The sequence below is a fragment of the Pseudomonas sp. RIT411 genome, from assembly GCF_003057735.2.
In the GTDB taxonomy this organism is placed as follows: domain Bacteria; phylum Pseudomonadota; class Gammaproteobacteria; order Pseudomonadales; family Pseudomonadaceae; genus Chryseomonas; species Chryseomonas oryzihabitans.
In genome coordinates this window covers 421,159-440,449 of sequence record NZ_QBIZ02000003.1, presented here as the reverse complement: position 1 = coordinate 440,449, position 19,291 = coordinate 421,159, and the positions used below count along the sequence as shown (strand labels likewise).

At 66.3% G+C, this 19,291-nt stretch carries 21 protein-coding genes; 10 read left to right on the top strand and 11 right to left on the bottom strand.

Going from position 1 to position 19,291, the window contains the following annotated elements:
* The first annotated feature begins 110 nt into the window (after nt 1-110).
* The 4 genes from DBY63_RS07355 (at nt 111) to DBY63_RS07340 (ending at nt 3,461) form a co-directional block, all read left to right on the top strand.
* Nucleotides 111-1,118, top strand: a complete 1,008-nt coding sequence (locus tag DBY63_RS07355; protein WP_074583470.1) for a methionine ABC transporter ATP-binding protein — start codon at nt 111-113, stop codon at nt 1,116-1,118.
* Nucleotides 1,118-1,783, top strand: a complete 666-nt coding sequence (locus DBY63_RS07350; RefSeq protein ID WP_007161460.1) for a methionine ABC transporter permease — start codon at nt 1,118-1,120, stop codon at nt 1,781-1,783. Before DBY63_RS07355 ends, DBY63_RS07350 begins: the two co-directional genes overlap by 1 nt.
* Nucleotides 1,784-1,827: 44 nt before the next feature.
* A complete protein-coding gene (locus tag DBY63_RS07345; RefSeq protein ID WP_177411435.1) occupies nt 1,828-2,616 on the top strand; it encodes a MetQ/NlpA family ABC transporter substrate-binding protein in 789 nt (262 codons plus the stop codon).
* A 68-nt stretch (nt 2,617-2,684) separates the two neighbouring features.
* On the top strand, nt 2,685-3,461 hold the full coding sequence (locus tag DBY63_RS07340) for a MetQ/NlpA family ABC transporter substrate-binding protein (protein ID WP_027598104.1): 777 nt from the start codon (nt 2,685-2,687) through the stop codon (nt 3,459-3,461).
* Nucleotides 3,462-3,513: 52 nt separating this feature from the next.
* Here the strand turns inward: DBY63_RS07340 and DBY63_RS07335 are convergent, their stop codons facing one another.
* The 3 genes from DBY63_RS07335 to DBY63_RS07325 form a co-directional block, all read right to left on the bottom strand.
* Nucleotides 3,514-3,789: a helix-turn-helix domain-containing protein gene (locus DBY63_RS07335; RefSeq protein ID WP_042135209.1), complete on the bottom strand. Its 276-nt coding sequence runs from the start codon at nt 3,787-3,789 to the stop codon at nt 3,514-3,516.
* Complete coding sequence (locus tag DBY63_RS07330; RefSeq protein WP_108581557.1) at nt 3,786-5,111, bottom strand: HipA domain-containing protein; 1,326 nt, start codon at nt 5,109-5,111, stop codon at nt 3,786-3,788. Before DBY63_RS07330 ends, DBY63_RS07335 begins: the two co-directional genes overlap by 4 nt.
* A 99-nt stretch (nt 5,112-5,210) precedes the next feature.
* A complete protein-coding gene (locus tag DBY63_RS07325) occupies nt 5,211-6,356 on the bottom strand; it encodes an MFS transporter (RefSeq protein ID WP_108581556.1) in 1,146 nt (381 codons plus the stop codon).
* 175 nt (nt 6,357-6,531) lie between these two features.
* Between DBY63_RS07325 and DBY63_RS07320 the strand changes: the two genes are divergently transcribed.
* Entirely contained in the window at nt 6,532-6,699 is a 168-nt protein-coding gene (locus DBY63_RS07320; RefSeq protein ID WP_007161456.1) for a rubredoxin, read from the top strand.
* Nucleotides 6,700-6,791: 92 nt separating this feature from the next.
* Here the strand turns inward: DBY63_RS07320 and DBY63_RS07315 are convergent, their stop codons facing one another.
* The 4 genes from DBY63_RS07315 to DBY63_RS24860 form a co-directional block, all read right to left on the bottom strand.
* Nucleotides 6,792-7,067: an HU family DNA-binding protein gene (locus DBY63_RS07315; protein WP_017639309.1), complete on the bottom strand. Its 276-nt coding sequence runs from the start codon at nt 7,065-7,067 to the stop codon at nt 6,792-6,794.
* A gap of 408 nt (nt 7,068-7,475) precedes the next feature.
* Complete coding sequence (locus DBY63_RS07310) at nt 7,476-9,035, bottom strand: SulP family inorganic anion transporter (protein WP_077171312.1); 1,560 nt, start codon at nt 9,033-9,035, stop codon at nt 7,476-7,478.
* 211 nt (nt 9,036-9,246) lie between these two features.
* The gene (locus tag DBY63_RS07305) at nt 9,247-9,954 is read right to left on the bottom strand and encodes a carbonic anhydrase (RefSeq protein ID WP_007161453.1); all 708 of its coding nucleotides are present in this window, start codon (nt 9,952-9,954) and stop codon (nt 9,247-9,249) included.
* Nucleotides 9,955-10,216: 262 nt separating this feature from the next.
* Nucleotides 10,217-10,396 carry a hypothetical protein gene (locus DBY63_RS24860; RefSeq protein ID WP_027598109.1) on the bottom strand — a complete coding sequence of 60 codons (180 nt, stop codon included), beginning with the start codon at nt 10,394-10,396 and terminating at the stop codon, nt 10,217-10,219.
* 218 nt (nt 10,397-10,614) lie between these two features.
* Here DBY63_RS24860 and DBY63_RS07295 point away from each other — a divergent pair, with 218 nt between their 5' ends.
* The gene (locus tag DBY63_RS07295) at nt 10,615-12,240 is read left to right on the top strand and encodes a methyl-accepting chemotaxis protein (protein ID WP_108581555.1); all 1,626 of its coding nucleotides are present in this window, start codon (nt 10,615-10,617) and stop codon (nt 12,238-12,240) included.
* A 42-nt stretch (nt 12,241-12,282) separates the two neighbouring features.
* On the opposite strand, the gene DBY63_RS25175 is transcribed toward DBY63_RS07295, so the two are convergent.
* From DBY63_RS25175 to gloA, 3 genes are all read right to left on the bottom strand, one after another.
* Complete coding sequence (locus tag DBY63_RS25175; protein WP_255211814.1) at nt 12,283-12,405, bottom strand: hypothetical protein; 123 nt, start codon at nt 12,403-12,405, stop codon at nt 12,283-12,285.
* Nucleotides 12,406-12,564: 159 nt separating this feature from the next.
* A complete protein-coding gene (locus DBY63_RS07290) occupies nt 12,565-14,193 on the bottom strand; it encodes a methyl-accepting chemotaxis protein (protein WP_074583473.1) in 1,629 nt (542 codons plus the stop codon).
* Nucleotides 14,194-14,381: 188 nt separating this feature from the next.
* A complete protein-coding gene (gloA, locus tag DBY63_RS07285; protein ID WP_027598112.1) occupies nt 14,382-14,906 on the bottom strand; it encodes a lactoylglutathione lyase in 525 nt (174 codons plus the stop codon).
* Between the two features lie 246 nt (nt 14,907-15,152).
* Between gloA and DBY63_RS07280 the strand changes: the two genes are divergently transcribed.
* On the top strand, nt 15,153-15,344 hold the full coding sequence (locus tag DBY63_RS07280) for a CsbD family protein (RefSeq protein ID WP_027598113.1): 192 nt from the start codon (nt 15,153-15,155) through the stop codon (nt 15,342-15,344).
* A gap of 50 nt (nt 15,345-15,394) precedes the next feature.
* Here DBY63_RS07280 and DBY63_RS07275 read toward each other — a convergent pair whose 3' ends face one another.
* Nucleotides 15,395-16,126 carry a glutathione S-transferase gene (locus tag DBY63_RS07275; protein WP_027600373.1) on the bottom strand — a complete coding sequence of 244 codons (732 nt, stop codon included), beginning with the start codon at nt 16,124-16,126 and terminating at the stop codon, nt 15,395-15,397.
* Between the two features lie 187 nt (nt 16,127-16,313).
* Here DBY63_RS07275 and DBY63_RS07270 point away from each other — a divergent pair, with 187 nt between their 5' ends.
* Genes DBY63_RS07270 through DBY63_RS07260 form a run of 3 tightly spaced genes read left to right on the top strand, consistent with a single transcriptional unit; the run spans nt 16,314 to nt 19,274 of the window.
* The gene (locus DBY63_RS07270) at nt 16,314-17,390 is read left to right on the top strand and encodes a glycosyltransferase (protein WP_077171315.1); all 1,077 of its coding nucleotides are present in this window, start codon (nt 16,314-16,316) and stop codon (nt 17,388-17,390) included.
* 7 nt (nt 17,391-17,397) lie between these two features.
* Entirely contained in the window at nt 17,398-18,435 is a 1,038-nt protein-coding gene (locus tag DBY63_RS07265; RefSeq protein WP_256594357.1) for a hypothetical protein, read from the top strand.
* On the top strand, nt 18,432-19,274 hold the full coding sequence (locus DBY63_RS07260; RefSeq protein WP_108581553.1) for a galactosyltransferase-related protein: 843 nt from the start codon (nt 18,432-18,434) through the stop codon (nt 19,272-19,274). Before DBY63_RS07265 ends, DBY63_RS07260 begins: the two co-directional genes overlap by 4 nt.
* The last annotated feature ends 17 nt before the right edge of the window (nt 19,275-19,291 follow it).

The following is a 19,291-nucleotide window of genomic DNA, read 5'->3' as shown; positions in this document are numbered from 1 at the left end:
TTATTGGCTTAATACCCGACAACAAGTGCTAAGCAGATATAAGCGCGCGCGTTAAACTGCGCGGCTGGATCACCCTCCAGTTGTCTGACGATACCCACAAGGTTTTTCCATTGATCGAATTCCACGCTGTCCACAAGACGTACCGCACGCGCGGTCGCGAGGTCGCGGCGCTCCAGCCGGTCGACCTGAGGATCGAAGCCGGCGAGATCTTCGGCCTGATCGGCCATTCCGGTGCCGGCAAGAGCACCCTGCTGCGCCTGATCAACCGCCTCGAAGCCCCCAGCGGCGGTCGCCTGCAGGTCGACGGCGCCGAGGTCACTACCCTGGGCTCGACCGAGCTGCGCGATTTCCGCCGCCGCATCGGCATGATCTTCCAGCACTTCAATCTGCTCTCCTCGAAGACCGTGGCGGCCAACGTGGCCCTGCCATTGGAACTGGCCGGCGGCCGTTCGCGGGCGCAGATCGCCCAGCGCGTCGAGGAGCTGCTGGCGCGGGTCGGCCTGTCCGACCAGGCGCGCAAGTATCCGGCGCAGCTCTCCGGCGGTCAGAAGCAGCGCGTCGGCATCGCCCGCGCCCTGGCCACCGAGCCGAAGATCCTGCTCTGCGACGAGGCCACCAGCGCCCTCGATCCCCAGACCACCGCCCAGGTGCTGCAACTGCTCGCCGAACTCAATCGCGAGCTGGGCCTGACCATCGTGCTGATCACCCACGAGATGGACGTGATCCGCCGCGTCTGTGATCGCGTCGCCGTGCTCGACGGCGGCGCCGTGGTGGAGCAGGGCACCGTCGCCGATGTCTTCCTGCACCCGCAGCACCCCACCACCCGCCGCTTCGTGTTCGAGGCCGAGCACCAGGACGAGGCCGAGCTGGCCGACGCCTATGCCCATGTCGAAGGCCGCATCCTGCGCCTGACCTTCCGCGGCGAAGCCACCTATGCACCGCTCTTGGGCCACGTCGCCCGGGAGACCGGTGTCGACTACAGCATTCTCGGCGGTCGCATCGACCGCATCCGGGACGAGCCCTATGGCCAGCTCACCATCGCCCTGGTGGGCGGTGACCTGGACGCCGCCCTGGCTCGCTTCCAGGCCGCCGACGTCACCGTGGAGGTCCTGCGCTGATGGACGAACTCTTCACCAACATCGACTGGGCCGAGATCTGGCAGGCGACCCAGGACACCCTGGCCATGCTTGGCTGGTCCATGCTCTTCACCCTGATCCTCGGGCTGCCGCTGGGCGTGCTGCTGTTTCTCACCAGCCGCCGTCAGCTGCTGGAGCAGCCGCTGGTCTACGGCATCCTCTCCTTCGTGGTCAACGTGCTGCGCTCGGTGCCCTTCATCATCCTCCTGATCCTGATGATCCCCATCACGGTCTGGCTGATCGGCACCTCCCTGGGCGTCGAGGGCGCCATTCCGCCGCTGGTGGTGGGCGCCGCGCCCTTCTTCGCCCGGCTGGTGGAGACCGCCCTGCGCGAGGTCGACCGCGGCATCATCGAGGCGACCCAGGCCATGGGCGCCAGCCTCTGGCAGATCGTCACCCGCACCCTGTTGCCCGAGGCCCTGCCCGGGCTGATCGCGGCCACCACCGTCACCGCCATCGCCCTGGTGTCCTACACCGCCATGGCCGGGGTGATCGGCGGCGGCGGCCTGGGCGATCTGGCCATCCGTTTCGGCTACCAGCGCTTCCAGACCGACGTCATGGTGGTCACGGTGCTCTTGCTGCTGGTGCTGGTCCAGGTACTGCAGATGGTCGGCGATCGCCTCGTCGCCCATTTCAGTCGTCGTTGATCCAGGCTTCATCCACTCGAAGGTTTTGCACAAGGAAAATCCAGATGTCGCTGAAACGTACCCTGCTGTCCCTGGCCTTCGGCCTGGGTGTCGCCACCGCCGCCCAGGCCGCCGAGACCCTGACCGTCGCGGTCAATCCGGTTCCCCACGCGGAGATCCTGGAATTCATCAAGCCGCAGCTGGCCAAGGAAGGCGTGGACCTCAAGATCAAGGTCTTCACCGACTACATCCAGCCTGATCGTCAGACCGATCAGAAGCAGGTGGATGCCAACTACTTCCAGACCAAGCCCTATTACGCCAGCTACAAGAAGAGCAACCCGAGCAGCGACCAGGTGCCGGTGGTGGCGGTGCACGTCGAGCCCTTCGGTGCCTATTCGCAGAAGATCAAGGACATCAAGGACCTCAAGGACGGCGCCACCGTGGCCATCCCCAACGACCCGAGCAACTCCGGTCGCGCGCTGCTGCTGATCGCCAAGCAGGGCCTGATCACCCTCAAGGATCCGAGCAACGTCACCGCCACCCCGCGTGACATCGTCGAGAATCCCAAGCACCTGAAGTTCAAGGAGCTGGAAGCCGCGACCCTGCCGCGCGTGCTGAACCAGGTCGACCTGGCGCTGATCAACGCCAACTACGCCCTGGAAGCCAAGCTGGTGCCGACCAAGGACGCCATCTTCATCGAGAGCGGCGAGTCGCCCTATGCCAACCTGCTCTACACCCGTGCCGACAAGGCCAACGACCCGGCCATCCAGAAGCTGGCCAAGGCCCTGACCACCCCCGAGGTGAAGCAATTCATCGAGAAGAAGTACCAGGGCGCCGTCGTTCCCGCGTTCTGAGCCTCGGCTCCATCGCCGTCGACGCTCGCAGAAGCGTCGACGGTTCCACCCCGTTCTAGGAAACTGCCATGAAGAAATTGCTCGCCACCGCCGCCCTGCTGGCCGCCAGCCTGGCCGCCCACGCCGCCGAGACCCTCAGCGTCGCCGCCACCCCGGTGCCCCACGCCGAGATCCTCGAATTCGTCAAACCCCAGCTGGCCAAGGAAGGGGTGGACCTGCAGATCAAGGTCTTCACCGACTACGTGCAGCCCAACCTGCAGGTGGCCCAGAAGCGTCTGGACGCCAATTTCTTCCAGCACCAGCCCTACCTGGATGAATTCAACAAGAGCCGCGGTACCGACCTGGTGACCGTCGCCCAGGTGCATGTCGAGCCCTTCGGCATCTACTCGCAAAAGATCAAGAAGCTCGACGAAGTCCGCGAAGGCGCCGTCGTGGCCATCCCCAGTGACGCCACCAATGGCGGCCGTGCCCTGCTGCTGCTGGAAAAGGCCGGGCTGATCAAGCTCAAGGACAGCGCCAACATCCTCGCCACGCCCAAGGACATCGCCGAGAATCCCAAGAAGCTCAAGTTCAAGGAGCTGGAAGCCGCGACCCTGCCACGCGTGCTGAATCAGGTCGACCTGGCGCTGATCAACACCAACTACGCCCTGGAAGCCAAGCTCAACCCGACCCAGGACGCCCTGCTGCTGGAAGGCAAGGAATCGCCCTATGCCAACATCCTGGTCGCCCGTCCGGACAACAAGGACAGCGATGCCGTGCAGAAGCTGGCCAAGGCGCTGAACACCCCGGCGGTGAAGCAATTCATCGAAGAGAAGTACAAGGGCGCCGTGGTGCCGGCGTTCTAAGCGCTGCCCGAGACAACAGACGCCGGCCCCGTGCCGGCGTTTTTCGTAGGGATCAATGGCGTTTCAGGGGGACGACGCCCATTCCCAGGCCGAAGGGTCGAAAGACCGCTTGCAGCGTCGCCAGGGTGGGATTGCCTTCATCCTGCTCCAATTGTCGCAAGGTACGCAGCGAGATACGGGCCATGCGTGCGAAGTCAGCCTGGGTCAGGCCGGTTATGTCGCGACGCAGACGCCGGACACCGGTGCCCAGACTCAGGCGCCCGGTCTGTAATCCTTCACGGATATCATCCAGCTTGTGTTGCCGCAGTTCCGGATCATCGAGGTTCATAGCAGCCCTGCCTCGCGCAAATGGCTATCCAGACGCCGTAACGGAATCCGCGGATGTTCCCAGGTGGCCCGGGGCAGCATCGGCTGCAACAGGTCCGGCAGGGCGCGGAGCTGCTCGGCGTTCTGCTTGAGTGCTTCCCACAGCCGTTCGGGATCGTCCCACTCGGCCAGCAGCCGACAGGTCGCGTACCAATCGACAGCGCCCGCCTGCTCGACGGGCGTTGGCCATTTGCTGGTTCGGGTGATGCCCTGCTCATCCATGACCATGGGGGCAAGGTCGTAGAGAGGCGCCAGGCGCACGCGATGCTCATTCCGCAGAATGGCGGTATTGCGGCCGTGGTTGTCACTGTTGCCCAGCAGCTGATTGAGCAGATCACGGCGCAGGTAGTCGTCCAGCAGCGCCGGAATCTCACGGTCCTGACCCGCTGCGCGCCAGACCCTGATCAGGGCGCCGATGGCGTCGAGATGATTCAGATAGCTGCCGGGCACCAGGGTGTGAGTCAGCGAATAGAGGGATTCAACGGCCAGACGCTCTACGTGTTGCGGGCCGGTGCAGCGGTCGAAGCGTGGCAGCCAGAGACTGGGTCGGCGACCCTCTTCCAGGGCGAGTCCGTTTTCAGCGACGGTCTCCAGCCCAAGGGTATTCAAGGCCCGATAGTAGCCGTGCTCGCTACGCAGGATATCCTGGTCCGTGGCGTTGCCTTTGTTGCGCGGAAACTTCACCAGCCAGTGTCGACAGGCCAAGTCATCGGTTAGGGTGGCATCTGGATGGAGCAAGCCCTGAGCATCTTCGGCCAGCAGTAGCTTGGGTGCATCGCCACCTGCCCCGGTTGCACCGCCGATGGCGGCACCTTGCTCATAGGCATACTCCAAAAAGTCCTGATCGCGAGCGATGACCTGTTCACGGGTAAAGCCCACGGAGGGTGTCTGCGCCAGCCCGTCCAGCGACTCACGAATTCGCAGATGGCCGATGGGCGCTGGCGTGCAGCGCGATAACAATTGAAAGTCGGTCTGCGCAGCTTCCGCTGCGGTCAGCCCGAGGCGAGGCAGCAGAAAGCGGCGAGCGGCGCCAGCCGGGAGAATGTCCTGGAGAAACGCTGGCCAATGGGGCAGGCGCTCGACCTCCCAACTCAAAGGCAGGTTGGCGCTCACGGCTGCAGCCGTCGGCTTGCCGAAATCGTCGAGATGATCGCTCAGGTAGGCGGCCAGATAGCTGAGGGTGCAGGCGCCTTGTTGGGGGCCTTGCCCAGGGTCATCGAAAACCAGGCGCAGGGCATCGTGCCAATGCCCGCTCAGATAGGCTTGAACCACGAGCGTACTCACGGCAGACCTCCGGCAATATACTGCCGATAATTATGGGTGCTATACGTATTATCGGCAATATAGTGCCTGAAACAAGCTTATATAGCGCGATATTGGGTATTAAATTGCCGTTTGCATGGTCGGCGCGCTGCCCCTACGGCCGACGATCACCAGCAATACCGCGGCGCCGGCCGCCATCAGCAGCGGCAGGGCGTGGCCGGTGAGCCACTGGCTGGCGGCGCCGGTGACCAGCGGGCCGACCAGGCAGCCGACACCCCAGAGCTGGGCAATGCAGGCGTTGGCGCTGACCAGTTCGGCGTCGCGATAGCGCTCGCCCACCAGGATCAGCGCCAGGGTGAAGAGGCCGCCGGCGGTTGCGCCGAACAGCACCAGCAGTGGCCAGACGCCCGCGGTGTGCAGCAGCAGCGGCAGGGCCAGACTGACCGCCAGCAGCCCCAGGGCGCAGCCAAGGAACAGGCCCTGGCGCGAGAGGCGATCGGCGAGCAGACCCAGGGGAAGTTGCAGCAGGGCATCGCCCACCACCACGGCGCTGACCATGTACAGCGCCAGTTGCTGGCCGAAGCCCTGGTTGAGCGCATAGACCGGCAGCAGGGTGAGGATCATCGCCTCGAAGCAGGCGAACAGCGCCACCGCCCAGGCGATGGCTGGAGCGCCGCGGCAGAAGTCCAGCAGCGCTCGCCAGGCCGCGGTGTGGCCGCCGGCGGCCGGCGCGCCCTGACGGCCGAGCAGCAGGGCAGCGCCGCCGAGCATGAGCAGGCCGCCAAGCCAGAAGCCCTGGTCGCCCTCGGTGCCCAGCACCCCCAGCAGCAGCGGACCGGCCAGCTGGCTCAGGGCGTAGCTGCTGCCATAGAGGGCCACCAGGCGGCCGCGCCAACGATCGGTGATGACCTGGTTCATCCAGCTTTCGCCAAGCACGAAGACCAGGGTGAGGATGGCGCCCAGGGCCAGGCGCAGGAGCAGCCACAAGGGGTAGCTGGGCAGCAGCGAGAGCACGATCAGCGAGGCGGCGCCACTGATCAGGCACAGTCGCATCAGCCGCGGCGTGCCGATGCGCGCGGCCAGGCGTCCGGCCAGACTGGCGCCGGTGAGGATGCCGAGGGCTGGCGAAGCGGCCATGACGCCGATGGCGAAGCTGCCATAGCCCCAGCCTTCCAGGCGCAGCGAGACCAGCGGCATCGACAGGCCGCTGGCCAGGCCCACGCTGATGACACTGCCCAGCACGGCGAAATAGATGGCCCAGGGCATGGGCGATGGCGAGGAATTCATGGACTCAGCCTAGCTGATCGGGGTGGAAGACGGGTAGCTGCCACGCGCAGCCTATGGAGCCCTGGGCGTCCGCCGGGGTTCCGGCACGGTTGGCCTTTGCCGGGCTTTCGCGTAGCGTGCGCGCTACCTGAAGCCGGTTGAGAGATAACAGAACATGCGGAAATGGCAATGCATCGTGTGCGGCTATATCTATGACGAAGCCCTGGGCTGGCCGGACGACGGCATCGCGCCGGGAACGCGCTGGGAGGATGTGCCCGAGGATTGGCTGTGCCCGGACTGCGGCGTGGGCAAGGGCGACTTCGAGATGATCGCCATCGGCTGATCACCCCGCTCCGCGTCTTCTGCGCGGACACAAAAAAGGCATCGCACGGGCGATGCCTTTTGGCTGCAGCGGCGATCCGTGCCGCCTCATGCTCAGCCTTCGATGCTGTCCTTCAGCGCCTTGCCCGGCTTGAACGCCACCGTGTTGCTCGCACGAATCTTGACCGGCTCGCCGGTCTGGGGATTCTTCCCCATGCGGGCACCGCGGTGACGCGGCAGGAAGGTACCGAAGCCGACCAGGGTAACGCTGTCCTTGCGGTGCAGCGCATTCGCGATCTCATCCAGCAGCGTGTTGAGCACGACGTTGGCTTGTTCCTTTGGAAGTCCGACTTTTTCAGCGATCACAGTCGCCAATTCAGGCTTGCGCATACCTACCTCTCTTGGAGTCATTTTTAGCCGTGTGGGCGTCGCATGGCTTTCCTGGCAAAGCGATTACCCCCGAGATAGAGGGTGGCCCGACACAAAGATCGTTGGTGCGACAAAAGTCGAACCAGATAGCGTTATAAGGCAAAGCCGAGAAGAGCGAAAGTTAATTAGCAGACTATTAGCCGTTGGTAGGATGACTGATGCCGACTTGGACATTTATCGACCAATTTTGGCCATCTATGTGGACATTCTGTCCACTTTATGGCCGGGGAGAAAGGAGGCGGAGCGACGATGAGGGGCTCTGGCAAGCCGGTATCGCGATCAGCGACGGCGCTGCGGACTTCTGATCCGGCAGCGCCGCTGAGGTGAGGGAAGGGGGTGAAGCGGCCGCTGGCCGCTCCACCCTCCGGATCAGGCCGGTGCCTGGGTCGGCATGACCGGTTGACCCGCCGGTGCCTGGCCTTCCAGGCGGCGCTCCAGGGCCTTGGGCTCGATCACCAGGCGCATGCCATTGCTGGCCTGGGTGCGCCCCCAGTCCTCGAGCAGCTCCATGCAGGCGTGATCGATATAGGAGACGCGCTCCAGGGGGACGTGCAGGGTGGTGCCGGGCTTGACCTGCTCCAGCACCTTGGTCAGCTGGGGCACGCGCAGGAAGGTCGCGGCGCCCACCAGGCGCAGGTCGGCCTGGTCCGGCTGGTCTTCGCGATAGGTCAGGCTGACCTTGAGTTGCGCCGCCTTGACCGCCAGGAAGGCGATGGACAGGCCGAAGCCCACCAGCACCCCGGTCAGCAGATCGGTGGCGACGATCATCAGGGCGGTCAGGGCATAGATGATCATGGGTGTCCGGCCATAGCGCTTGAGCCCGGTCAGCGACTTGGGATCGGCCAGCTTGACGCCGGTGAACACCAGCACGCCGGCCAGGCTCGCCACCGGCACCAGCTTGAGCACGAAGGGCAGGGCGGCGACGAAAGCCAGTAGCCAGAGGCCGTGGAAGATGGTGGAGGCGCGACTGGTGGCGCCGGCCTGGACATTGGCCGAGCTGCGCACGATGACCCCGGTCATGGGCAGGGCGCCAACGGCACCGCAGAGCAGGTTGCCGACACCCTGGGCGCCCAGCTCTCGGTCGAAGTGCGAGCGCGGCCCGGTGTGCATGCGGTCCACCGCGGCGGCCGAAAGCAGGGTCTCGGCGCTGGCGATGAAGGCCAGGGCGAGGGCGGCCACCACCAGTTCGGCATTGGCCAGCATGCCCAGGTCGGCAAAGGTCACCCAGTCGATGGCGTCGGCCAGGTTGTTGGGCACTTCCACGCGGCGGATGTCCAGCGCCAGCCAGAGACTGGCCAGGGTCGCCAGGGTCACGCCGATCAGGGCGCCGGGCAGGAAGCGCAGGGTCTGCGGGCGGAATTTCTCCCACAGCCACATGCTGGCGATGGTCAGCAGACCGATCAGCGCCGCCTGGGCGCCGCTGCCACTGCCGTTCCACTGGCTTGCCGCGGTGAGGGCGGCGCCGGGGAAGGCCAGCAGGTTGGACAGGCCCGAGGCCGCCGGCTTGGCATCCAGCATCACGTGCAGCTGAGAGAGCACGATGAGGATGCCGATGCCGGCGAGCATGCCGTAGACGACGGCGGGCGAGGTGACGCGGAACCAGGCGCCCAGGCGGGTGAAGCCGGCGATGAGCTGCAGCAGGCCGGCCAGCAGCAGCACCGGGCCCAGGGCCTCGATGCCGTGGCGGTTGATCAGGTCGAACACCAGCACCACCAGACCGGCGGCCGGACCGCTGACCTGCAGCGGCGAGCCGGCGAGAAAGCCGACCACCAGGCCACCGATGATGCCGGTGATGATGCCCTTGGCCGGCGGCATGCCGGAGGCGATGGCGATCCCCATGCACAGCGGCAGGGCGACCAGAAACACCACGAGTGAGGCCAGGGCATCGCGCGACAGGCTGCGCCCCGGGGTCTGTTGATTGCCAAGCATGGTCCTGGTCCTCCAGCGACTAGGTAAAGGGGTGCCCGCGCGTCATATCACGTCGTATGACACGGTTCGGGATTCAGGCAGCTAGCGGAAAGGGTGGACGGTCCCGATGGAGCCCCAAGTGGGGATCGCCCGGCGCGGTGCGCTGTTATGGCGACGGATCGGCTGACCCGTCTTGCAATGGCCATCCGGCGAACCGGATGGCCACCGTGGATCAGGCCTGCTGCAGACGCGGACGCGGGGTGGCGACCGGCATGTTCTCGCCATCCAGGGGCAGGAAGCGCTCCTGCTGGGCGTCGTACGCCTTGATCTCGCTGGTCTCGATGGAATAGACCCAGCCATGGATCTGCAGCTGACCGCTGGCCAGGCGCGAGGCCACCGAGGGGTGGGTGCGCAGGTGGACCAGCTGGGCCACCACGTTTTCCTCGGTCAAAAAGCCCAGGGTGCCGCCGTGGCCGCAGTCGCAATGACCATGGTCTTCGACCACGGTGCGGGCGACCTCGGCGTGGCGCAGCCAGACCTTTACCGTCGGCATCTTTTCCAGCGGATCGGGATTGAGCACCGCCTTCATGGCGCCGCAGTCGGAGTGGCCGCAAATGATGATGTGCTTCACGCCGAGGGCCACGACCGCGTATTCGATGGCGGTGGAGACGCCACCGTTCATCTGGCCGTAGGGGGGCACCACGTTGCCGACGTTACGGGTCACGAACAGATCGCCCGGCGAACTCTGGGTGATGAGCTCCGGGACGATGCGCGAGTCGGCGCAGGTGATGAACATGGCTTTGGGCGACTGCGCACTGGCGAGCTTCTTGAACAGCGCTTCCTGTTCGGGAAAGACATCCTGGCGGAAACGCTTGAAACCATCGACCAGTTGCAGGAGGGCCTCGTCGGGTGCGCCGAAGGTATCCGTGTTGTCGCTCATCTGTTTCTGACCTCTTCTCAAGTACGCAATGGCAGCGGCAAGCGCTGGTTAGTGGCTAGACGCCCCCTGGCATCGCCTCGATACGCCCCGACTCTCTCGAGCTCCGGTGGCTTCATTGTCTGGCGGTCCATCGCGTCGTCGGGCAGCGTCCTGGCACCCGGTCACTCAGTCTGGTGACCACAACCTTAATCCACGCTGAAACAATAGCTCGTGACAGACAACGCAGAAGATATTTCAAACTTATACTGAGATCATCCCGCCATTATCGCTGCACGATCAGCGCTTTTAGCCCTTTTATCGGCACGAAGCCGGAATATAGGCGCCGAATCGCGCTTTTCTCCGTGAAGAAAACGTGAATCGCGATAGCCGAAGAGTTTTCCTTGGCGATCAGTGGCTTGCGAGAGATGTGCAAAAATGTGAACGCAATGCCGCTGGCAGACATCGAGCGTCTTTCGCCCACTTTGCGTCCGGCCTGTGATCTGCGGCACAGTGCCGCAGCCTAGAGCTTTCGCCAGGCTTTCAATAGGTCCAATGCCCTATAGGACAAGGGTTTGCTGGCTTTGCTCGATAGCCGCCCAAAAATCCGGTCCGACAACGGACCTCAGGATTTGCATCGCGCGGTCGATAGCGGGGGCTTTCCAGGCTCAACGGAAACTCCCCATGTCCTTTCGCAATCTCTCCATCGCGCGGCGTGCCACGCTCGGCTTCGCCTTTATCGGTCTGCTCCTGCTGCTGCTCGGCGGCACCGCCCTGGTCAAGATGAACGACATCCGCGCCTCGGGCCTGGCCATCGAAGACCGTGCCATGCCGCGGGTGGCCGCGCTCGACGAGCTGACCGCCCTGACCCTGCGCCTGCGGGTGCTCTCCTATCGGCTGCTGCTCAATCGCGAGCCGGAGATCATCGCCAAGACCCAGGCGCTGTTCCAGCAGCGCAACGGCCAGATGCGCGCCGCCCAGCAGCGCTACGAGGCGCTGATCCAGTCCGATGAAGAACGCACCGCCTACCGCCGCTACGGCCAGCTGATCACCCAGTACGACGGTCTGCAGCAGCGCATGCTGGCGTTTTCCGCCGCCGATCAGCTGGAGCCCCTGCGCCGCCTGCTCAACGAAGACCTGCTGGCCAACTCCGATGCGGTCAACGGCGTGCTCAAGCAACTCACCGACCTGGTCGACCAGCAGACCGCTGCGGCCAACGAGCAGTCCGCTGCCGACTACAGCCACGCCATCCAGTGGCTGGTGCTGCTGCTGGCGGCCACCGCGCTGCTGACCGTGGTCTTCGCCTGGCTGCTGATCCGCAGCATCACCCAGCCCATCGCCCGCGCCGTGCAGGCCGCCGAGGTGATCGCCACCGGTGACCTCAGTCAGGAAATCCACAGTGAAGGCCGCGACGAAGCCGCGCGCCTGCTGCAGGCCATGAAGACCATGCAGGGCCAGCTGCGGCATACCCTGCAGGGCATCCTGGGTTCGGCCACCCAGCTCGCCTCGGCGGCGGAAGAACTCAATGCCGTGACCGATGAATCCAGTCGTGGTCTGCAGCGCCAGAACGCCGAGATCGAACAGGCCGCCACCGCGGTGAACCAGATGTCGTCGGCCGTGGACGAGGTGGCGCGCAACGCCGTCAACACCTCCCAGGCGTCCCAGGAATCCGCCGGCGTGGCCCGTGATGGCCGCGATCTGGTGCAGGAAACCGTGGGTGCCATCGCCACCATGAGCGAAGACGTTCAGCACGGTGCCACCCTGGTGGGCGATCTGGCGGTCCAGGTCAACGACATCGGCAAGGTGCTGGACGTGATCCGCAGCGTGGCCGAGCAGACCAATCTGCTGGCGCTCAATGCCGCCATCGAGGCGGCGCGCGCCGGTGAGGCCGGTCGCGGCTTCGCCGTGGTGGCCGACGAGGTGCGCGCCCTGGCCCATCGCACCCAGGAATCGACCCGCGAGATCGAGACCTCCATCGGCACCATCCAGCAGGGCACCGATCAGGCGGTGGCGGCCATGCGCAGCAGCACCGAGCGTGCCCAGTCCACCCTGGAGGTGGCCCGCGGCGCCGGCCATGCCCTGGAGCGCATCCATGGCGCCATCGGCGGCATCAACGAGCGCAACCTGGTCATCGCCAGCGCGGCGGAAGAGCAGGCCCAGGTGGCTCGCGAAGTGGATCGCAACCTGGTCAACATCCGCGAGTTGTCGGTCCAGACCGCCGCGGGTGCCGAGCAGTCCAGCGCCGCCAGCGCCGAGCTGTCGCGCCTGGCCGTGGACCTCAATGGCCTGGTGGCGCGCTTCCGCCTGTGATCCCGTGGCGTCCGTTCGCTTCGGTGAGCGGACGCTGCGGCCCTAGCCGGGGCCGAGCAGTTGCAGCACGCCGGTCAGCAGCACCAGCAGGCCCAGGGGCGAGGCGAGAAAGGACAGCAGCAGGCAGCGCAGGCGCGGGCCGCGCGGGGTAGGGCAGGTCGTCATGACGTCAGGCAGCTCCGTAGCGAAAAGCGGCGCCACGCCTGGCGCCCGGAGCCAATTTTCGCCTGTCCCGGCAGCAACGTCATGCCAAGAAAACGTAAAGATGGGTAAAGCCGCCCCTCCCCCCGGGGCGCCTGTATCCGGGGGGAGGGGCGCGCCGGGTCAGACGCGGAAGCGCGCGGCCAGGCCGTGGATCTCGTGAGTCAGCGCGGCGAGTTGGCGACTGGAGGTCTCGATCTGGTCGGCGCCGCGCTTGGACACGCCCGCCAGCTCGCGGATGTTGATCAGGTTGCGATCCACCTCGCGCGCCACCTGGGCCTGTTCCTCGGCGGCGCTGGCGATGACCAGGTTGCGCTCGTTGATGTCGCCGATGGCGACAAAGATGTGCTCCAGGCTCTGGCCGGTGCGCTCGGTGGTTTCCAGGGTGGTGCCGGCGAGGGTATTGCTGCGCTGGATGGCGGTCACCGCCTGACCGGTGCCGGTCTGGATGTTGCCGATCATCTGCTCGATCTCCAGGGTCGACTGGCGGGTACGCTGCGCCAGGCTGCGCACCTCGTCGGCCACCACGGCGAAGCCACGACCGGCATCGCCGGCGCGGGCGGCTTCGATGGCCGCGTTGAGCGCCAGCAGGTTGGTCTGCTCGGAGACGGCGCGGATCACGTCCAGCACCTTGCCGATCTGGTTGGCCTGCTGCGCCAGGCTGGCGATGACGGTTTCGCTTTCCTTGACCGTGCTCTGCATGCTCTGCAATTCGCTGAGCACCTGGGCCACCTGGCCGCGACTGCCGGCGGCCAGGCGATCGGATTCGCGAGCGGTATCCGAGGTGGACGCGGCATTGCGCGCCACCTCTTCCACGGCGGCGGTCATCTCGGTCACCGCGGTCACGGCCTGTTCCAGTTCCTGTTGCTGCTGATTGAGGGTGCGATTGCTCTGGGCGGTGACCTGACCCAGTTCCTGGGCGGCGCCGTCGAGTCGTTCGGCGGTGCGATTGAGCTGGGCCAGGGTGTCGCGCTGGCGACTCTGCAGGGTGGCGAGACCGGCGAACAGCTGGCCGATCTCGTCATGGCTGCGCACCTCGATGCGGCGGGTCAGATCGCCTTCGCTCATGGCGGCGAAGTGCTCGCCGGCTTCGTTGAGCGGGGCCAGCACGCGGCGGGCGATGAACCAGCCGGAGAGCACGGCCAGCAGCAGGGTCAGGCCGACCAGCAGCAGACTGCCGACCTGGGCCTGGGACACGCGGCTGTCGGAGGCGGCCAGCGTGGCGTCGATACGGCTGGTGATCTCGTCGGTAAAGGCCTGGCGGGTGTCGGCGAAGGCCGTACTGGCCCCTTTGGCACCGTCGCTGATCCGGATGTAGCCAGGCAGGTCGCCGGCGCGGCAGGCGGCGATCTGCCCTTCGACGATGGCCTTGTAGGCGTCGAAGGCCTTGAGCATGGCTTCGATCTGGCCGACCAGTTTGGGATCGCTGACGTTGGCCTGCATGTCGGTGATCAGCTTGCGGGCGATGTCCAGCCGCTCCAGGGCCAGCTTCACGCCTTTCTCGGCCTTGGCCGCATCGCCGTTGACGCGGTCGAGCATGGCGGTATGGGAGTTGGCGCTGGCGCGACTGATCCAGGTGGCGGCGTTGTTGACCCGGTCCAGCTGCTCCATCGTCAGGCTATCCAGGTCGCGGATCTGTTGGGCACTGGTCCGGGCGCTGATCCAGCCGTACAGGCAGGCGAGCAGCAGGCAGGCGACGAACAGGCTGAGGACGCTGTACATCCCGGTACGGATTCTTGTTGTTTTTTTCATGGTGGGCTCTCTGGCGGCGTCGCTGGCTGGGGTGCGCAATACGACTTTGGTAAGGCTTTTCGCCAGCAGTACGCCAAAGGCCCGGGCAGGCGTCGATGGCCTGGAGCCGGTCGGTATCAGTTAAGCGCTGAAAAGTCGTCGGATGTCTTCAGCAGGACGGGGCCCGGCGGACGCCGGGCCCGCGGGGATCAGGACAGGGGGGTGAACTGGATGACTTCGACCCAGTAGCCGTCGGGATCCTTGATGAAGGCGATTTCCTTCATGCTGCCGTCGGTCAGGCGCTTCTGGAAGGCGACGCCCAGTTGCTCGAATCGCTCACAGGCGGCGCGGATGTCCGGGACCGCCACGCAGGTGTGGCCGAAGCCGCGCGGATCGCTGTTGCCGTTGTGGTAGCTGAATTCGGCGTCGTTCTCGGTACCGTGGTTATGGGTCAGCTCGAGGATGCCCGGGGTCGACTTGCGCCAGCGCTGGCGGGCCTCCGGCTCTTCCGGCACCTGGTTGCGATCGACCAGGGCGAGAAAGGTCAGGCTGAACTTGGCGTCCGGGAAGTCCTTGTGATCGACCACGGTGAAACCCAGCACGCGGGTATAGAAGTCCAGCGAGGTCTCGAGGTTCTTGACCCGCAGCATGGTGTGGTTGAAGACGAACTCGCGGGTGGCGGCGTCGGGCTGGGCGGTCACGCCCGGCAGGTTGTCGAATTGGCTCAGCGACATCAGGATTCTCCTGTGTAGGGTGTGGCAATTGGAGAGACGGCCCCTGCGCAACGTTCCCGCGAGGGGTGGCGCCTGGGCGGTCGCTCACGAAAAAGGGCGGGAAGTCTAAAGGCTTCCAGCGCCGCTGCCCAAAGCTTCCTGGCGCGGCTTGCCGCTGCGCTGTGCGACGAATGGTCGAAACCACCCGGCTAGAGCCGCAGTCGGATTTTACAAGCGCACTGCCTGTGCGATCCCAAGGAGACTGATATGAGCAGCACCAGCGACAAGATCAAGGGTACCGCCAAAGAAGTGGCCGGCAAGGTCAAGCAAGGTATCGGCGAAGCCACCGACAACTCGCGCATGAAAGGCGAGGGTCGTGCCCAGGAAGCCGAAGGCAAGCTGCAGAAGAACGTCGGCAAGGGCAAGGAAGCGGTCAAGAACACCATCGACCGCGCCTGAGTCCAGTCGTGACGAAAAGGCCGCCCCCGGGCGGCCTTTTCTTTTGCCCGTCAGGCCGGATCCAGCTCCGGATAGTGACGGAAGATGCCGTTCTCGCTGAACGGCAGGCGGCGGGGCGAGGCCAGGTAGGCGGCGATGTTGGGTCGCGCGGCCACTCGCTCGGCCAGGGCCAGCACCCGCGGGATCTCCGGTGCCAGGCGGCGCATGGCGTTGGGGAAGGCATAGGTCAGGCCGGCCACCACCTGGAACAGCGACAGGTCGACATAGGAGCGCTGGTCGCCCACCAGCCAATGGTCACCCGCCGGGTTGTAGCCCAGCACCCGCTCGAAGTAGCTCAGGTAGGTACGGATCCGTTCGCCGGCAAAGGCCTTGGCGCGGCGCCGGGCTTCGTCCTGCTGTTCTTCGTAGGTCAGGGAGATGGCCACCGGATGATGGACGTCATGGGCCTCGGCGGTGAGGTCGGTGATGGTCAGCTGCAGGCCGTGCACCCAGAAGCGGGCTTCCTCGTCGGCCGGTACCAGGTCCAGCCGCGGCCCCAGGAACTGGAGGATGTTGGCGACATGGGAGACGACCTCGTCACCGGCCTTGAGAAAGGGCGGGGCGAAGGGCGGGCGGCGGGTCTTCCTGCCTTGCAGATAGTCTTCCAGGGCGGGTACACCCAGGCCTTCGCCTTCCGGGGCGTTGCCGACATCCAGATAGGGTGCGCCGGCTTCTTCGAGCGCCAGGCGGACGAATTCGCCGCGGCCCTGGATGCTGGGCCAGTAGTGCAGTTCATAACGCATGGAAACCTCCGTCGTCTGCTGGGAATACGGGTCCAGGAAGGCTGACCCCCGGCAGGGTTCCGCGGTTTGCCCGCCGTGCGGCTTTCACGACGAAGCGCACAACCAATTCCCGTCGCTGAGACTCCTATCAACCAGCGGCTCGCGATAAGGACGGTGGGATGACAGGCAACAGCAGGCGGACGGTTCCATGCGCATAGGCATTCTTACCCACGTGAAACACCCGGTACGCCAGCCGTTCGCCGGCGGTCTCGAAGCCTTCACCTACGACATCACCCTGCGGCTGCGCGAGCGTGGCCATGCGGTGACGCTGTTCGCCAGTTCGGCCTCGGCGCCGGAGCTGGAGGTGGTGCCCATCCTCGACGACGGCAACTACGGCGCGGACGGCTGCCGGCGCAAGCGCAACGTGCTCAGCTCCGAATACCTCGACGAGCACCATGGCTATCTGGACTGCATGCAGCGCATCGATGGCTACGGCTTCGACGTCATCTTCAACAACGCCCTGCACTATGTGCCGGTGACCATGTCCGGGCTGATCCGCACCCCCATGCTCACGGTGCTGCACACCCCGCCGTTCTTCGAACTGATCAACGCCCTCGGCGAATTGCACAAGCGCGGTGGCGGCCATTACTGCACGGTGTCCCAGGCCAATGCCGACAACTGGGCGCACCTCGCGCCGGCCTGCCACGTGATTCCCAATGGCATCGACCTCGACGCCTGGCGTCCGCGCGATACGCCGATCGGCGACCATGCCCTCTGGTTCGGCCGCCTGGTGCCGGACAAGGGACCGCACCTGGCGCTGGATGCCGCACGCGAGGCCGGTGTGGCCCTGCGCCTGGCCGGCCAGGCCACCGACGAGCGCTATTTCCGTCAGGAGATCGAACCCCGCCTGGGAGACGGCGCCGTCTACCTCGGTCACCTGGACCGTACCGCCCTGGCGGCCGAGGTCGCCCAGGCCCGTGCCTGTCTGGTCACGCCCTGCTGGGACGAACCCTTCGGCCTGATCGTCGCCGAGGCCCTGGCCTGTGGCACACCGGTCGCCGCCTTCGCCCGCGGCGCCCTGCCGGAACTGCTCACCGCCGAGACCGGCGCCCTGGCCCCGCCGGGCGACGTGCCGGCGCTGGCGGCGGCCCTGCGCGAAGCCCTGTCGCTGTCCCGCGAGGCCTGCCGGGCGCGGGCCGAGGCCCAGTGGAGCCACCAGCTGATGATCGACCGCTACGAGCGCCTGCTCGCCGATGTCGCTGCTGGCCGAGTCGCCCGTGGCTAGACTGCCCGTGACTGAGCTGAACATTGGTTACTACGCCCACCACCATGGCGCCGGCCACGTGACCCGCGCCCTGGCCATCGCCGCGGCCTTCGATGGCCCCCTGACCCTGTTCGGCAGTCGCCTGCCCGAACGGGTGGCGCTGCCCAACGTCCAGCTCTGCCCGCTGCCGCCCGACGTGGCCGCGGGCGTCGAAGGCGAAGCCTTCGCCTGCCTGCACTATGCGCCGCTGGGGGTGGCAGGGCTGCGCGAACGCATGGGCCTGCTGGTGGACTGGTTTCGCCGCGCCTGGCCCTGCCTGCTGGTGGTCGACGTCTCGGTGGAGGTGGCGCTGCTGGCCCGGTTGTGCGGCGTGCCGACGATCTATCTGCGCCAGCGCGGCAGTCGCTTCGATGCCGCCCACGAACTGGCCTACGCCAGTGCCAGTCGCCTGCTGGCACCCTATCCGGACTGCCTGGAAGAGCCGGGTACCCCGGCCGCCTGGCGGGCCAAGACCTGCTATGCCGGCAGCCTGTCGCGCTATGCCGGGCAAGGGCCCGACCGCGGGCGCGAGCCCGGCACGATCACCGTCATCGCCGGCCATGGCGGCACCGCCTTCAGCCGCGCGCGCCTGGTGGCGGCCGCCCGCGCCTGTCCCGCCTGGCACTGGACGGTGCTGGGGCCGGTGCTGGAGGACGCCATCGAGGCACCGGCCAATCTGACTTTTCTGGGCAGCGTGGCCGATCCCGCACCCTGGCTGACCCGCGCCGAGCTGGTGGTCGGCTCGGCGGGTGACAGCCTGGTGGCGGAACTGGCCGACCTGCGCTGCCGCTTCCTCTGCCTGCCGGATGCCCGGCCCTTCGACGAGCAACTGTCCACCGGGCGCCTGCTGGCCGCCCAGGACCTGGCGATCACCTGCGAAAGCTGGCCCGCCGACGAGGACTGGCCGGGGCTGCTGGCCAGGGCGCGCGAACTCGATCCCGAGCGCTGGGCGGCGGTAAGCGATGGCGAGGGCGCCCGGCGCGCCGCTGCCTGTATTCGACAGGTCGCCCACGAGGTGCTGGCATGATCGTCCTGACCCTGGTCCATGGCCGCGAGCGGCAACTGGCCAATCTCATCCGTGGCCTGGAGCGGGCGCCGACCCCCCCTGCGGCCCTGGTGGTGGTGCAGATGAACGAGGCACCGCGCGCCTGGCACAGCCCACACTTTCCGATCCAGGTGCACGGAGTCGAGGGCGACGGCATCCTGCCCCTGGCCGCTGCGCGCAATGCTGCCGTAGCCGCCGCGCCAGGCGAGGAGCTGGTGTTTCTCGACGTGGACTGCATCCCCGCGCCGGAATTGCTCGACGCCTACCAAGAGGCGCTAACGGCCCACCCCGAAGCCCTGCACCAGGGCTTCGTCCACTACCTGCCGGCGGGCGTCGCGGAAGGTGACTGGACGCCGGAAGAGCTGCGCGCCAGCGGCGTCGTCCATCCCCTGCACCGGGATCGTCCGCCTGGCGAGGCGATTCCCCACCCGCTGTTCTGGTCGCTCAACTTCGCCTGTACCCGCGCCACCTTCGGCCGCATCGGCGGTTTCGATGAGGGTTATCGTGGCTATGGCGGCGAGGACACCGACTTCGCCTTTCGCGCCCGCGCGGCGGGGGTGCCGGTCTACCAGGCCGAGGCGCGGGCCTTCCACCAGTACCATCCGACCTATCACCCACCGCTCAACCATTTCGCCAGCATCCTGGAGAACGCCCGGCGCTTCCAGGCGCGCTGGGGACTCTGGCCCATGGATGGCTGGCTGCGCGAATTCGCCGCCGCCGGCTACATCGAATTCGACGAAAGCCGCGGGATAGAGGAAATCCGCCCGCCTACCGCCGCCGAAGTCGCTGCCTGCCGGGATGCCTCGGGGTCCGGCTTCTGACGTCAGGGCGCAACCAA

Excerpts from the sequence above, each read along its gene's own strand:
- DBY63_RS07350 (WP_007161460.1), top strand. The coding sequence starts at position 1,118 with ATGGACGAACTCTTCACCAACATCGACTGGGCCGAGATCTGGCAGGCG.
- DBY63_RS07345 (WP_177411435.1), top strand. The coding sequence starts at position 1,828 with ATGTCGCTGAAACGTACCCTGCTGTCCCTGGCCTTCGGCCTGGGTGTC.
- DBY63_RS07340 (WP_027598104.1), top strand. The coding sequence starts at position 2,685 with ATGAAGAAATTGCTCGCCACCGCCGCCCTGCTGGCCGCCAGCCTGGCC.
- DBY63_RS07335 (WP_042135209.1), bottom strand. The coding sequence starts at position 3,789 with ATGAACCTCGATGATCCGGAACTGCGGCAACACAAGCTGGATGATATC.
- DBY63_RS07325 (WP_108581556.1), bottom strand. The coding sequence starts at position 6,356 with ATGCCCTGGGCCATCTATTTCGCCGTGCTGGGCAGTGTCATCAGCGTG.
- DBY63_RS07320 (WP_007161456.1), top strand. The coding sequence starts at position 6,532 with ATGCGGAAATGGCAATGCATCGTGTGCGGCTATATCTATGACGAAGCC.
- DBY63_RS07315 (WP_017639309.1), bottom strand. The coding sequence starts at position 7,067 with ATGCGCAAGCCTGAATTGGCGACTGTGATCGCTGAAAAAGTCGGACTT.
- DBY63_RS07310 (WP_077171312.1), bottom strand. The coding sequence starts at position 9,035 with ATGCTTGGCAATCAACAGACCCCGGGGCGCAGCCTGTCGCGCGATGCC.
- DBY63_RS07305 (WP_007161453.1), bottom strand. The coding sequence starts at position 9,954 with ATGAGCGACAACACGGATACCTTCGGCGCACCCGACGAGGCCCTCCTG.
- DBY63_RS24860 (WP_027598109.1), bottom strand. The coding sequence starts at position 10,396 with ATGTCTGCCAGCGGCATTGCGTTCACATTTTTGCACATCTCTCGCAAG.
- DBY63_RS07295 (WP_108581555.1), top strand. The coding sequence starts at position 10,615 with ATGTCCTTTCGCAATCTCTCCATCGCGCGGCGTGCCACGCTCGGCTTC.
- DBY63_RS25175 (WP_255211814.1), bottom strand. The coding sequence starts at position 12,405 with ATGACGACCTGCCCTACCCCGCGCGGCCCGCGCCTGCGCTGCCTGCTG.
- DBY63_RS07290 (WP_074583473.1), bottom strand. The coding sequence starts at position 14,193 with ATGAAAAAAACAACAAGAATCCGTACCGGGATGTACAGCGTCCTCAGC.
- gloA (WP_027598112.1), bottom strand. The coding sequence starts at position 14,906 with ATGTCGCTGAGCCAATTCGACAACCTGCCGGGCGTGACCGCCCAGCCC.
- DBY63_RS07280 (WP_027598113.1), top strand. The coding sequence starts at position 15,153 with ATGAGCAGCACCAGCGACAAGATCAAGGGTACCGCCAAAGAAGTGGCC.
- DBY63_RS07275 (WP_027600373.1), bottom strand. The coding sequence starts at position 16,126 with ATGCGTTATGAACTGCACTACTGGCCCAGCATCCAGGGCCGCGGCGAA.
- DBY63_RS07270 (WP_077171315.1), top strand. The coding sequence starts at position 16,314 with ATGCGCATAGGCATTCTTACCCACGTGAAACACCCGGTACGCCAGCCG.
- DBY63_RS07260 (WP_108581553.1), top strand. The coding sequence starts at position 18,432 with ATGATCGTCCTGACCCTGGTCCATGGCCGCGAGCGGCAACTGGCCAAT.